At 71.7% G+C, this 13,807-nt stretch carries 9 protein-coding genes; all 9 read left to right on the top strand.

The annotated features are described in order from the left end of the window. The first annotated feature begins 32 nt into the window (after positions 1-32). The 9 genes from ACIQCZ_RS12080 to ACIQCZ_RS12040 all read left to right on the top strand — a co-directional run bounded on the left by ACIQCZ_RS12080 (position 33) and on the right by ACIQCZ_RS12040 (position 13,767). Complete coding sequence (locus tag ACIQCZ_RS12080; RefSeq protein ID WP_402281698.1) at positions 33-1,412, top strand: FAD-binding oxidoreductase; 1,380 nt, start codon at positions 33-35, stop codon at positions 1,410-1,412. Positions 1,413-1,626: 214 nt separating this feature from the next. Next, positions 1,627-2,583 carry a PmoA family protein gene (locus tag ACIQCZ_RS12075; protein WP_402281697.1) on the top strand — a complete coding sequence of 319 codons (957 nt, stop codon included), beginning with the start codon at positions 1,627-1,629 and terminating at the stop codon, positions 2,581-2,583. A gap of 331 nt (positions 2,584-2,914) precedes the next feature. After that, entirely contained in the window at positions 2,915-3,985 is a 1,071-nt protein-coding gene (locus tag ACIQCZ_RS12070) for a LacI family DNA-binding transcriptional regulator (RefSeq protein WP_402281695.1), read from the top strand. A 185-nt stretch (positions 3,986-4,170) separates the two neighbouring features. Next, positions 4,171-5,343: a LacI family DNA-binding transcriptional regulator gene (locus ACIQCZ_RS12065; RefSeq protein ID WP_402281693.1), complete on the top strand. Its 1,173-nt coding sequence runs from the start codon at positions 4,171-4,173 to the stop codon at positions 5,341-5,343. Positions 5,344-5,357: 14 nt separating this feature from the next. Then, positions 5,358-6,992, top strand: coding sequence for an FAD-dependent oxidoreductase (locus ACIQCZ_RS12060; protein WP_402281691.1), 1,635 nt, complete (start codon positions 5,358-5,360; stop codon positions 6,990-6,992). Between the two features lie 110 nt (positions 6,993-7,102). After that, on the top strand, positions 7,103-8,212 hold the full coding sequence (locus tag ACIQCZ_RS12055) for a Gfo/Idh/MocA family protein (RefSeq protein WP_402281690.1): 1,110 nt from the start codon (positions 7,103-7,105) through the stop codon (positions 8,210-8,212). Continuing rightward, entirely contained in the window at positions 8,209-8,934 is a 726-nt protein-coding gene (locus ACIQCZ_RS12050; protein WP_402281689.1) for a polysaccharide deacetylase family protein, read from the top strand. The genes ACIQCZ_RS12055 and ACIQCZ_RS12050 overlap by 4 nt, the downstream gene beginning before the upstream one ends. A gap of 46 nt (positions 8,935-8,980) precedes the next feature. Next, positions 8,981-11,992, top strand: coding sequence for an alpha-mannosidase (locus ACIQCZ_RS12045; RefSeq protein WP_402281687.1), 3,012 nt, complete (start codon positions 8,981-8,983; stop codon positions 11,990-11,992). Between the two features lie 53 nt (positions 11,993-12,045). Then, positions 12,046-13,767 (top strand): protein kinase, encoded by a 1,722-nt coding sequence (locus tag ACIQCZ_RS12040; protein WP_402281685.1) that lies wholly within the window; start codon positions 12,046-12,048, stop codon positions 13,765-13,767. Positions 13,768-13,807 lie beyond the last annotated feature (40 nt).

The raw sequence follows: 13,807 nt of genomic DNA, 5'->3' as shown, positions 1-13,807 counted from the left end.
GCCGTGGCCTGTGCAAGTCCGGGAGTTCCGTGATGCACGACAGAGAACCGGCCAGAGAAATCGAAGGGGAGCTCGTCCAGCGCGGCGATGCCGACTACGACGCGATCCTGGCAGGCATGGTGTGGAACGGGCGCAAGCCCGAGCGATACCCGGAACTGATCGTCCGCGCCGCTTCGGACCGGGATGTTCCCGGGGCCATCGGGCTGGCTCGTCGCCGCGGGCTCCGCATCGCGGTGCGGGCGGGCGGGCACAGCTGGTGCGGTTCCTCCGTCCGTTCCGACGGCATGCTCATCGACCTCTCCCGGCTCCGGCAGTGCGACATCCGCACGGCTTCTGCTACGGCGGCCGTGCAGCCCGCCGTCACCGGCAGTGAACTCGCTCCGGAACTCGCAGAGCGCGGCCTCTCCTTTCCCACGGGGCATTGCGGGTCGGTCGCCGTCGGCGGCTATCTCCTCGGCGGAGGCCTCGGCTGGAACTCCGGCGCCCTGGGGCCGGCCTGCCGGGGCGTCCATGAAATCGAGGCCGTGACCGCGGACGGCGAAACGGTCCGGTGCAACAGGGACGAGAATCCCGACCTGCTCTGGGCGGCGCGCGGAGCAGGTCCGGGTTTCTTCGCCGTCGTCACCCGATTTCACCTCCGCCTGGACCGGCTTCCCGCAGCGATCATGTCGACCACGTTCGTCTTTCCCCTCGCAGATCTTCATGAGGTGACGAACTGGGCCGTCGAAACCGCACGCGGCCTTCAACCGACCGTGGAGTTGACCCTCGTGCTCGCAACAGCCGCCCCGCACATGACGAGAGCGAGGCCGCGGCCGAAGGTGGTCACCGTCGCGGCCACCGCCTTCGCGGATTCGCGCGGGCAGGCCGTCCAGGCCCTCGGGCCGCTCCGGAACTGCCCCTTCGCCGATCGGTCCCTCTTCCGCGAGGCGGACCGGCCGACGTCCTTCAACGCCCTCTACAAAGCCTCCGACGACCTATGGCCCGCACATCACCGCTACGCGGCCGACACCCTGTGGTCCGACTCCGACCTCGGGACGCTGTTGTCCGGGTTCAGCGATGCGGTGGAGCGGGCTCCCTCCGACAAGTCCCTCGTCCTGGCACCCGTATCGCCCGCGTCGCACAACCAGGAACTGCTGCGCGACATGGCGTTCTCGGTGCTCGGATCGAGCTACGTCGTCCCGTACGCCGTCTGGGACGACGCGGCGGATGACGACATCAACACCCGTTGGCTGCGCGAGACGATGAGCGCCGTGGAGCCCCTCGGGACGGGGCACTACATCGCCGAGGCCGACCTCGGCGCCGGTCCCTCCCGCGCGGAGCGGTCCTACACGGCGCACGACTGGCGACGGCTTCAGGAACTGAGGGGCCGGTACGACCCGGAGGGCGTCTTCCACTCCTACCTCACGCCCTGAGGCTCTTCGGCCGGCGGAGGAAGACCCCGGCCGCCCACCCTGCCCCCGGCAGAAGAGAGCAGTGCCCGGAATGTCACGGGACAGCCCTCAGGGGTGCACCACGGCGCCCAAGCGCGCGGTAACACCCGCCCGTTCTCTTCTTGTTGACGCGCATCCGGCGAAGGGCCTAGGTTGCGGTAAGCGCTTTCCAGCCCTCACCCGGGAGACTTGGGACATGAGCAGTCCACTGCGCGTCACGCACGCCCACGGGGATCGGATCACGGTCACGGAGGAGCGCGGCGGCGTCGATCTGATCAGCTATGTCTACCGTCCGGAGGCGGCCTGGGAGGCTCCGAAGCCATACGTCCATCCCATGCGCACACTGACCGATAACGTTGTCACCTGCTATCGGCCCAATGATCACCGCTGGCACAAGGGCCTCCAGATGACGGCCTCCCATCTGTCCGGGCAGAACCTGTGGGGAGGCAACACCTATGTGCACGGCCAGGACTACCGGCCGCTGCCCGAACGGGTCGGATCGATGGCACACCTCGGATTCGACGAGGTGGCGGCGGATGCCGGACGCGCGGTCATCGCGGAGGGACTGAGCTGGCACCACCACGACGGCACGCACTGGGCGGACGAGCGGCGGCGCATCGAACTGCATGACGTGGAACACGCCGAATCCGGCCCCGGCAGGGCAGGCACCGGAGGCAGTTGGACGCTGACCTGGTCGAGCGCGATCACCAATCGGCGCACCGAGCCGCTGCACTTCGGCAGCCCCACGACACACGGCCGGGAGGCGGCGGGGTACACCGGTCTGTTCTGGCGCGGGCCGCGCGCCTTCCGGGGCGGGCGGATCCTCGGACCGGACGGCTCGGGACCGGAGTTGATGGGGACGCAGGCCCCGTGGCTGGCCTACAGCGGCGAGCACGACGGCGCCGACGGCCACGCCACACTGATCTTCCGGCACGCCCCGGAGAACGACCACTCGGGAGAGGGCGGGACCCACCCGGCGCACTGGTTCGTCCGCAACGAGCCCTTCGCGGCCGTCGCCCCTTCCTTCGCGTTCTACGACGAACTGGAGCTGGCCCCGGGCGACACCCTGTCCCGCCGCTACCGGGTCACCGTCGCGGACGGGGCATGGGACCGGGAGCGGATCGCCGAGTACCTCGCGGAGCACCCGTGGTGAACAAGGGCGTGGACGGGGTCAGCCCGTACCCGGAACCGCCCCTCGACATCTCCGGTCGCGCACGCCTGCGCGATCCGGGACCCGGGTCTGTACGGTCGGCCGAGCCGGGGACGGCCTCCGAAACAGACGCGCGAACCCTCACCGGTGCCGGCACCGCGCTCGGCGGTCCCGGAGCCGCCCGGGTGTCCGGAGCCCCTGGCTCCGTCGGCCGCGACTCGCCTCGGCCGGGATCGACAGCCGTCTCGGGCCGGACCGGCCCGACCTCGGCCGTCGGCGGGTTCCTCTCGCGCACGCAATGGGAAAACGCTTTCAGTGCAGCTATCGTATCCCTATGCAGAGCCAGGTCAATCGACGTTCCGCCCGCCCCCGCCCGCCGTCCGCCGTGACGCTCCAGCAGGTCGCGCAGGACGCCGGGGTCTCTCTCGCCACGGCTTCGCGCGTCCTCAGCGACAGCGACCGCAACGTCACCCAGGAGCTGCAGGAGCGCGTCCTGGAGGCCGCCGCCCGGCTCCGCTATGTGTCCAACGCGCCGGCCCGCGCGCTCGTGCAGTCCACGACGTCCATCGTCGGTCTGATCGTCCACGATGTGAATGACGCCTACTACTCCGCCATCGCGGCCGGTGTCATGGAGGTCGCCCGCGACCACAAGCTCCTCGTGATGCTGGCCGGCACCTTCCACGAGCCCGGACTCCAGGCGGAGTACGTGGCGCGGCTGCGGGCGCAGCGGGCCCGTGCCGTCGTCCTCGCCGGTTCGGGTTTCACCGGCGGGAGCCCCGCGCTCACCCAGGAGCTGGAGGCGTTCGCGGCGCAGGGCGGCCGGGTGACCGCGGTCGCGCACCAGGATCTTCCGGTGGACACGATCGTGCCGGGAAACCGTGAGGGCGGCCGGGCGGTCGCCGAGCACCTCGCGCGGCTGGGGCACACGGAGATCGGCATCATCTGCGGACCGCTGGCGCTGGTCTCCGTACAGGACCGGCTGCACGGCTTCCTGGAGCGGGCGGCCGAACTGGGCATCTCCGTTCAGGAGCGCCATCGCGTGGAGGCCGACTTCACCCGGGAGGGCGGGCGCGCCGCGGCTGTGCAGCTGTTCCGCAGGTCGCCGGGGATCACCGCACTCTTCGCGCTCAATGACGCCATGGCGCTCGGAGCGCTCGCGGCGCTCCGTGACGACCTCGGGCGGAGCGTGCCCGCCGATGTCTCCGTCGTCGGCTTCGACGATCTGCCGGTGGCCTGCGACGTCACGCCCGCGTTGACCACGGTGCGGCTGCCGCTCGAAGAGATCGGCCGGCGGGCACTGCTGCTGGCCCTCGGCGACGCGACGGCTTCGCCGCGCACGCTCGCCGTGCCGTCGCGTCTGGTGGTGCGGGCCAGTACGGCGCCGCCACCCCGTACGGCCGACTGAGGCATGACCGCCCGAGGACCCCGTCCGACGGGCCACCGGATTGACGCATCGAATCCACAACTCCCCTGCTTGACGCGTTAAGTTGCTCATTATTTCACTGCAACCCCCTTGAAATAATGCATTAATCGCCGCGACACTGTGATCAACGCCGATTGACGCGTCAAATCCGAGAGGGTGGTGGCCGGATGGGTACGTCCGGACCCAAGTACCAGCAGATCAAGGACGAGTTGCGGGCCGAGGTGGCACGTGACGAGTACGAGGCCGGCGCTCCGTTCATCACTCAGAACCAGCTGCGCGAGCGTTTCGGCGTCAGCTCCACCACCGCCGTCCGGGCGCTCAACGACCTCGTCGCGGAGGGGCTGCTGGTACGGCGTCGGGGGCTGGGTACCTTCGTCGCCGATCCCTCGGACCGAACCGCGGAACCTTCCCCGGCGCACAGGTCCGGTGTGGTCGCCTGCATCATCAGCGGCCAGGGCCCGTACCAGTCCGAGGTGCTGCGCGGGGTCGAGTCCGGCTGTTCGGACCGCGGGCTGCGGCTCTTCTTCTCCGACTCCGTGATCCATATGACGGACACGGGGCACGCCGACCACGACGCTTCCCTGGCCCGCCAGGACCAGGCGCTGCGCCAGGCCGTCGAGGACCGGGTCGACGGAATCATCCTCTACCCCGTCCAGGGCGCGCCCGATCTCGACCTGCTGGCGGAGATCCGGCGTCTGCACCTCCCCATGGTCCTGGTGGACCGGTACTTTCCCGGCCTCGCGATCGACGCCGTCACCGCCGACAACTACGACGTCGGCTACCGGGTCACCGAGCACCTGCTGGCCGACGGCCACAAGCGCATAGCGACGCTCTGGGGCGAGACGCAGTGCACCAGCGTCCACGACCGGATGACCGGGCACAAGCAGGCGCTGCGCGCCCATGACCAGCCTCTGCTCCCCCAGTTGACCGCGCTGCGCTCCTACACGGCACTGCCCGAGGACGACCGCAAGCAGTGGCTGTCCGAACTGCTCGCCGCGCCCGAGCCGCCGACCGCCCTGTTGTGCGCGCACGGCTTCGCCGTCGCCACCGCCGCCTCCGATCTGGCCTCGCTCGGCATCGCCGTGCCCGATGACATCGTGCTGGCCGGTATGGACGACGTGGGCCCCTACGATCTGCTGCCGCTCACCAGCTTCGCGGCCCGGCTGCCCGCCAGGGAGATCGGCAGCCGGGCGGTCGGCCAACTGGTCACCCGGATCGCCGAGCGCACGGCGGGCGAGGACCCGTACCGCAGCGCCGAGCAGATCGTGCTCCCCGTCCGGATCAGGACGCGCGAGTCCGTGCCGGTCCGGCTCCGTACCGTCGCCGCCCGTCGGCCCTGAGGGAGGAGACTCCTGTGTCCGCCGCCCCCGCACCCCGTACCCGTGAACTCGGGACCGACGTCCTGGTGGTCGGTGCCGGCCTCGGTGGCCTCGCCGCCGCGCTGACCGCCGCCCGGTTCGGCCACCGCGTCGTGCTCACCGAGGCGACCGACTGGCCCGGTGGCCTGTTCACCGCTCAGGCGGTCCCGCTCGCCGACGGCCACCGCATCGAACTGGACCCGGTCTCCCCCGGATACCGTGATCTGCGCGAACGGATACGCGACTTCTACCGGCGCAACTACCCGCTGCGCCCGGAGCCGTACGCCGACCCGCTGCTGAACCCCGGGCTCAGTACCACCGGTCATCTCAGCCACGAACCGCGCGCCGCACTCGCCGTCGTCCAGGAGCTGCTCACCCCGCATCTCGCCTCGGGCCGGCTCACCCTGCTGCTCCGCCACCGCCCGGTAGCGGCCCGGACGGATGGGGACCGGGTGGCCGCGGTCACTCTGGAGGCCGCGGACGGCGAGCTGCTGACGGTCGGCGCTCCGTACGTCGTCGACGCGACGGACCTGGGCGAGCTGCTCGACCTCGCGGGCGTCGAGCACGTCACCGGTGCCGAGTCCCGCGAGGAGACCGGCGAACCGCACGCCGCCGCCGTCGCCGATCCGCTGGACCAGCAGCCGGTCTCCTGGGTCTTCGCGCTCGACCACCGCCCCGGCGAGGACCACACCGTCGACCGGCCCGCCGGCTACGACCGGTGGTCCGACTCCTTCTCCTGGGACACCGGGGAACCCGGTGGTGCCCCGGCCCGCTCCGTGCCGCTCTTCCTGCACGAGCCGGACGAGGTCCCTCCGTGGGCCGCACCGCCCAACGACCGCTGGCACCGGCTGCGGGCGCTCGCCCGGAGCCGGTACCTGCCCGGCACCTTCGACAGCGACATCACCCTCGTCGACTGGGAGCAGACGGCCTACACACGGCTGCCGCTCGCCGGACGCGGGGACGAGGTACGCGCTCGTGCCGAGCGGGAGGCCCGCGAGCAGGCGCTGTCGTTCCTCCACTGGATGCAGACACGCGCGCCCCGGCACGACGGCGGGCAGGGCTATCCCGAGCTGCGCCTGCGGCCGGATGCCACCGGCACGGCCGACGGGTTCGCCAAGACACCGCATGTACGCGAATCACGGCGCATCCGGGCCGAGTTCACCTTGCTGGAGCACCATCTGACCGCTGCCGCACGGGCCGGGACACCGGGCGCCGAAACCTTCACGGACAGCGTGGGCACCCTGCGTTCCCGGATCACCTTGCACCCGGGCAAGGGTGGCGGCGCGGGCCTGGATCTGGAGTGCCTGCCGTTCCAGCTGCCGTTGGGCGCCCTGCTGCCGGTACGGGTGGAGAACCTTCTCCCGGCCGGGCGGAACATCGGTGCGACACATCTCAGCGCGCCCGCGCTCGGCGGGCACGCGGGCCAGTGGACCATCGGCGAGGCCGTCGGCGCGCTGGTGTCGTACTGCCTGGAGCACCGGCTGCCGCCGCGCGCGGTCCGCGGGTCCGAGCACCGGCTCGCCTCCTTCCAGGGCCGGTTGAGGGAATCACTCGGCCTGGCCCTCGACTGGCCGGACCGGCTCCGCACCGGACCCGTGACCAGTGCCGGGGCGCTCTACGCCACTCTCTGAGACCCACTGCCCTTCCTTCGGGAAGGGCACTTCACCGACCTGCTGGAAAACGCTTACCAATCCCGCTCACCCACCACCGCGGCTCACGCCCTCAGCCTGGACGGCCCTCTGTGACTGTGTCTCCTTATCGTGTACTGCTCGTCGGCGCGGGCAACATCGCCCGCGCCGTCCACATGCCCGCGTTCCTCGAACTCCCCTCGGACTTCTGCGTGGCCGGCGCCGTCGACGCCGATCCCGCAACGGCCCGCGCCTTCGCCGCCGACTTCAAGCTCTCCCACCACTCCACCGATCTCGCCGCCTCGTTGAGCGAGGTCCGTCCCGATCTCGTCGTCGTCGCCTCGCCGCCCGTCGCCCACCGTGAGCAGGTCGTCGCCGCCCTCGGGGCCGGGGCCTGGGTGTGGTGCGAGAAGCCGCCCGCGCTGAGTCTCGCCGAGTACGACGCCATGACCGCGGCCGAGGGCGAGGGGGGCCCGTACGCCCCGATCGTCTTCCAGCACCGGTTCGGATCGGGTGCCGAGCACGCCAAGGCCCTCATCGCCTCCGGCGAACTGGGCGCGCCGCTGGTCGCCCACTGCCAGACCACCTGGTACCGCGACGACGCCTACTACGCGGTCCCCTGGCGCGGCAAGTGGGCGACGGAGGGCGCGGGTCCCGCCATGGGGCTCGGCATCCACCAGATCGATCTGCTGCTGGAGCTGCTCGGGGACTGGGCGGAGATCCGGGCCATGGCAGGCAGGCTGGCCCGCGACGTCGAGACCGACGACGTGACCACCGCCACCGTGCGCTTCGCCTCGGGCGCCCTCGCCACCGTGGTCAACAGTTCCCTCTCGCCTCGTCAGCTGAGCCATCTGCGCATCGATCTGCGGGACGCCACCATTGAGCTGAACCATCTGTACGGGTACGGGAACGGCGACTGGACGTACACCCCTGCGCCTGGTGTCGAACCCGGCCGGGCGGCCGGGTGGGCCCCCTCCGCCGAGGACGTCCCGAGCTCGCACAGCGCACAGCTGCGTTCGCTCCTGGCCGACATGCGGGCGGGCCGGCGGCCGAGGGCGAGCGCCGGGGACGGCCGCCGTTCCCTGGAGCTGATCACCTCGATGTACAAGGCGGCACTCACCGGGCGCCCCGTCCTGGCCGGTGAGATCGGGCCGGGCGACCCGTTCTACACCGCGCTGCACGGCTCCGTCCCCGGCTGGGCGCCCGAGGGGCCGGGGCGATGACGGACCGCGGGGACCATCGCGTCGACCGCGCCCTGCTGCTCACCTTCGACGACCGGCATGTGCGCGAGTGGGCCGCCGCGGCACCGCTGTTCAGGCGCCACGGCGCCCGTGTCACCTTCTTCATCTGCGAGCCCGACCGGCTCGACCGGGACGACGTGCGGTTGCTGCACCGGCTGGCGGACGACGGTCACACCATCGGCTGCCACGGTCTGCGGCACGAGCGGGCGCCGGAGTTCATCGCCGCGCACGGCGCGGGCGCCTATCTCGACCGGGAGGTGGTGCCCGCGCTGGAGTCGCTGCGCCGTCTCGGCTTCCCGACCAGGAGCTTCGGCTATCCGTGCAGTGCCCGCGACACGAGCACCGACCGGCTGCTCCTCACGCTCTTCGAGCGGCTGCGCGGCGGTGTGTCCGCCGACCGCCGCGCCGATCCGTCCCTCGCCGCCGAGCTGCACGTCCCGGCGGGCGACATCGCCGCCCGGCGGGTCCTGCTGGGGTGCTCGGTGGACTCCGGGCGCGGGGCCGTCGCGTACGGGGACGATCTGACCGGGGTGGAGACGGCCCTGCGCCGGACCGCCGACGACGGCGGCGTGACCACGCTCTACGCCCACTGCATCGCCGACGCCCAGGAAGCCAACCATGTGACGCCGGCCCGCCTGGAGAGACTCCTGGCCCTGGCCGACGGGATGTCACTGCCTTGCGTGGGCTTCGACGAGCTCCCGTGAACAACCAGCCCATGGCGCACATTCATTCAGAGGGGCCCTTTCACTCATGCATGACGACCGCACACTGACCGAGGAACGGCTCGACCGCGCCCTGCGCGAGCGCATCCGCCCCGCCGTCCATCCCCGCACGGCGCCCCTGGAATTCGAGGTCTGGCACGCCCCGGGCGAACCGGTGCCGTTCGCCGAGGCGGTGGCCGGCCCCTACGGGCCCGGCGCGCTCGGTGACGCCTGGGGACCGGCCTGGGGCACCAGTTGGTTCCGGGTGACGGGCCGTGTCCCGGCCGAATGGGCCGGTGAGATCGTCGAAGCGGTCATCGACCTCGGGTTCGCCCGCGACCGGCCGGGGTTCTCCGCGGAGGCGCTGGCCCACCGGCCGGACGGCAGCGTGGTCAAGGCACTCAATCCGCGCAACACGTGGCTGAGGATCGGCGAACCGGTCGCGGGCGGCGAGGAGTTCACGTACTACCTGGAAGCGGCGGCCAATCCGGAGATCCTGGACGGTGTCAGCGCGCTCGGCGACCGGGAGACCGCGGGCAGCGAGCCGCTGTACCGCGTCGAGCGGATGGACGTCGCGGTCTTCGACCGGCAGGTCTGGGAACTGGTGCAGGACCTGGAGGTGCTCGACCAGCTGATGCGGCAGCTGCCGCTCGGTTCGGCCCGCCGCTGGGAGATCCTGCGCGCGGTGGAGGGCTGTCTGGACGCGCTGGACCTGGACGCCGTGGGCGCGAGCGCGAGCACCGCCCGGGAACGGCTGCGCGCCGTGCTCTCCTCCCCCGCGCACGCCTCCGCCCACCGTCTGTCGGCGGTGGGTCACGCGCACATCGACTCGGCATGGCTGTGGCCGCTGCGCGAGACGGTGCGCAAGGTCACCCGCACCACCTCCAATGTCGTCGCGCTGATGGACGACCATCCGGAGTTCGTCTTCGCGATGTCGCAGGCGCAGCAGCTGGACTGGCTGCGGGAGCATCAGCCGGCGCTGTACGCGCGGGTCAAGGAGAAGGCCGCTGCCGGACAGTTCGTGCCGGTGGGCGGGATGTGGGTGGAGTCGGACACCAACATGCCGGGCTCCGAGGCGCTGGCCCGGCAGTTCGTGTACGGCAAGCGGTTCTTCCTGGAGGAGTTCGGGGTCGAGACCGAGGAGGTGTGGCTGCCCGATTCGTTCGGTTACTCGGCGGCCCTGCCGCAGTTGGTGGCGCTCTCCGGTTCGCGCTGGTTCCTCACCCAGAAGATCTCGTGGAACACGACCAATCCGTTCCCGCACCATTCCTTCCTGTGGGAGGGGCTGGATGGCACCCGGGTGTTCACGCACTTCCCGCCGGTGGACACCTATGTGGCGGAGCTGTCCGGCGCCGAACTCGCGCACGCAGAGCGGAACTTCCGCGACAAGGGGCACGCGACGCGCTCGCTGGTGCCGTTCGGCTGGGGGGACGGGGGCGGTGGCCCCACCCGCGAGATGCTGGCGCGCGCAGGGCGGCTCGCGGACCTGGAGGGCTCGCCCCGGGTGACGATCGAGAGGCCCGCGGACTTCTTCGCCGCCGCCGAGGCCGAGTACGACCGGCCGCCGGTGTGGCTGGGCGAGCTGTACCTGGAGCTGCACCGGGGTACGTACACCTCGCAGGCGCGGACCAAGCAGGGCAACCGGCGCAGCGAGCATCTGCTGCGGGAGGCGGAGCTCTGGGCGGCCACGGCAGCGGTACGGACGGGGTTCCTGTACCCGTACGGGGAGCTGGAGCGGATCTGGAAGAGTGTGCTGCTGCATCAGTTCCACGACATCCTGCCGGGGTCGTCCATCGCCTGGGTGCACCGCGAGGCGGAAGCGACGTACGCCCAGATCGCCGAAGAGCTCGAAGCCGTGATCGCGGCGGCGCAGCGGGCCCTGGCGGGTGCTCCGGACGGTGGCGGCACGGTCGTCTTCAACTCCGCTCCGCACGAACGGGCCGGCGTCGTCGCGGGAGGGGCGGCCCCCGCGTCCGGGCAGCCGGAGCGGCCGGTGGAGGCCGAGGCGTACGAAGGGGGCTTCCGGCTGGACAACGGACTGCTCCGGGTGACGGTGGACGCGCGGGGCCTGGTGGTCTCGGTCGTCGATCTGGTGGCCGGACGCGAGACGGTCGCCCCGGGCCGCGCGGCCAATCTGCTCCAGGTCCATCCGGATCTGCCCAACCGCTGGGACGCCTGGGACGTCGACTCCTTCTACCGCAACACGGTCACCGATCTGACCGAGGCGGACGTGGTGCGACGCAGCGGCGACGGCGTCGAGGTGGTGCGTACCTTCGGTTCGTCCCGCGTCACCCAGCTCCTGACGCTGCGTCCCGGGGCCCGGCGTCTGGACATCGACACCGAGGTCGACTGGCACGAGCAGGAGAAGTTCCTCAAGGCGGCGTTCCCGATCGATGTGCGTGCCGATCACTCCACGGCGGAGACCCAGTTCGGGCACGTACGACGGCCGACGCACACCAACACCAGTTGGGAGGCGGCCAAGTTCGAGATCTGTGCCCACCGCTTCCTGCACGTCGGTGAGCCCGGCTGGGGCGCGGCGCTGATCAACGACTCGACGTACGGGCACGATGTGACCCGTACGGTCCGCGAGGACGGCTCCACCACGACGACGGTGCGGCTGTCGCTGTTGCGCGCACCCCGTTATCCCGACCCCGCGACGGATCAGGGGGTGCACCGGCTGCGGTACGCGCTGCTGCCGGGGGCGACCATCGGCGACGCGGTGCGTGAGGGCTGGCAGTTCGGCCTGCCCGAGCGCCGGGTGCCGGGAAGCGCGGTGGTGGCCCCGCTGGTCTCGGTCGACCACGAGGCGGTGGTCGTGACGGCGGTGAAGCTCGCGGACGACGGCAGCGGGGATGTGGTGGTCCGGCTCCACGAGGCCCACGGCGGACGGGCCTCGGCGCGTCTGACCACGGGCTTCCCCCTGGCAGGGGCGAGGGTCACGGATCTGCTGGAGCGTCCGCTCGCCGAGGAGTCCGCGGAGGTGGCGGGCGATGCGGTAGGCCTGCGGCTGCGTCCGTTCCAGATCATGACGTTGCGGCTCACGCCGAACGACGACGTGTGAGTGGTACGGGGCGGGTGCGCGCCGCTGCGGGACCGCCCCGTACCCTCTTTTCCATGAACGCTGGGGGGCCTGTGCGCCGAGTGATCGACGACCGTTTCGAGCTGGTGAACAGGCTCGGCAGCGGCGGCATGGGCATGGTGTGGCGGGCCCATGACCTGGCCCTGCATCGCGATGTGGCGCTCAAGGAGGTACGGCCCCCGGACCCCGCTCTGGCCGAGAACGACCCCGAGTCGGCGCGGCTGCTGCGGGAGCGGGTGCTGCGGGAGGCCCGCGCGCTGGCCCGGCTCGACCACCCGGGCGTCGTCACGGTCCACCACATCGTGGACGGCGGCGAGCACACGTACCCGTGGATCGTGATGGAGCTGGTGCCCGGTGCCTCGCTCGCGGAGCGTCTGGCCGAGGGGACGCTCGGCCCGGTCGAGGCCGCCGAACTCGGCCGCGGGGTGCTGTCCGCGCTGCGTGCCGCCCATGCCGCCGGCATCCTCCACCGCGACGTCAAGCCCGCCAACGTACTGCTGCGGACCGACGGCAGCCCGGTCCTCACGGACTTCGGCATCGCCGCGATCCGTGAGTCGACCAGTCTGACGGCGACCGGCTCCCTCATCGGTTCCCCCGACTACATGGCGCCGGAGCGCATTCGCGGTGCGGAGGGCGATCCGTCGTCGGACCTGTGGTCGCTCGGCATGATGCTGTACGTGGCCGTGGAAGGCGTGCATCCGCTGCGCAGGGCGACCACGCTGGCGACGCTGGCGGCCGTGCTCGACGAGGAGATCCCGCCACCCCGGCAGGCCGGTCCGCTGACTCCCGTACTGAACGCGCTGCTGACCCGGAACACCTCCGCCAGGCCCCGTCCCGAGGAACTGGACCGGATGCTGGCCACGGTGAGCGAGCCGGCCTCGGCGCCCGGACCGGACCGGGCGGCGCCGCAGGATGCCGTACCGCCTCGTCAGGACCCGCCCACCCGGCAGGACGCGCGGCCGGCCGGCTACGGCCAGGCCGGCCCGACCACCGTCCTGCCCACCGCCCCCGTGCGACGCCCGTCCGGCGCGTACGGGCCCGGTCGTCCGCCCGTCACCGCTCCCCCGCCTCCCCGGCCCGCGACGCTGGGCACCCGGGAGATCCGTCGCCGGGTCCGGCGGGGCCGCGCGGTCGCGATCACCACCGCGCTCGCCGGGACGGCCCTGACCGGCGTCCTGGTCTGGTCATTGGTGCCCGACTCGACCACGAAGGCGGCCGACAGCACTCCGTCCGCCCCGGACCGGGCCCGGGGCGGTGCCTCGCCGGCCGAGGAGAAGGAGAGCCCGCAGAAGGCCGCGGCGCCGACCAGGAATCTGCTGACGCCTTCCGCCGCGCGGTCCGTCATCGCGGCGCTCAAGCCGGTGATGGGCGGCACCAGGGTCACGTCGTTCTCGCTGTACGACGTGCACGCGAGCGTCGAGGCCCCGGTCGCGAAGAACAAGGGCCTGTACGACGTCTACACCTACCGGGACGGCAAGGCCGCCCGTGAGCGCGCGGGCGGTACCCTCCAGCCGGACGCCAAGTCCGTGGACCTGGAGAAGTTCAACTGGGACGCCTTGCCGGGCCTGATCCGCCGGGCGGACAAGGAGCTCGGCGTCGCCGAGCCCACCAGCCATTACGTGGACATCGACCCGGCGTCCCCGTTCGACGACTACCAGCCGACGCTCAGCGTCTACGTCTCGGACGAGTACGGCGGCGCCTATCTGCGCGCCGACATCAACGGCAAGGTGCTCAAGAAGTACCCGCGCAACGGCTGAGCCCGCGGCGGCTCGGAGACCGTCCGATCGAAGGCCTCCC

It is taken from the genome of Streptomyces sp. NPDC093149 (assembly GCF_044754145.1).
Taxonomy (GTDB): Bacteria; Actinomycetota; Actinomycetes; order Streptomycetales; family Streptomycetaceae; genus Streptomyces.
This window is presented reverse-complemented; position numbering and strand designations above follow the sequence as displayed.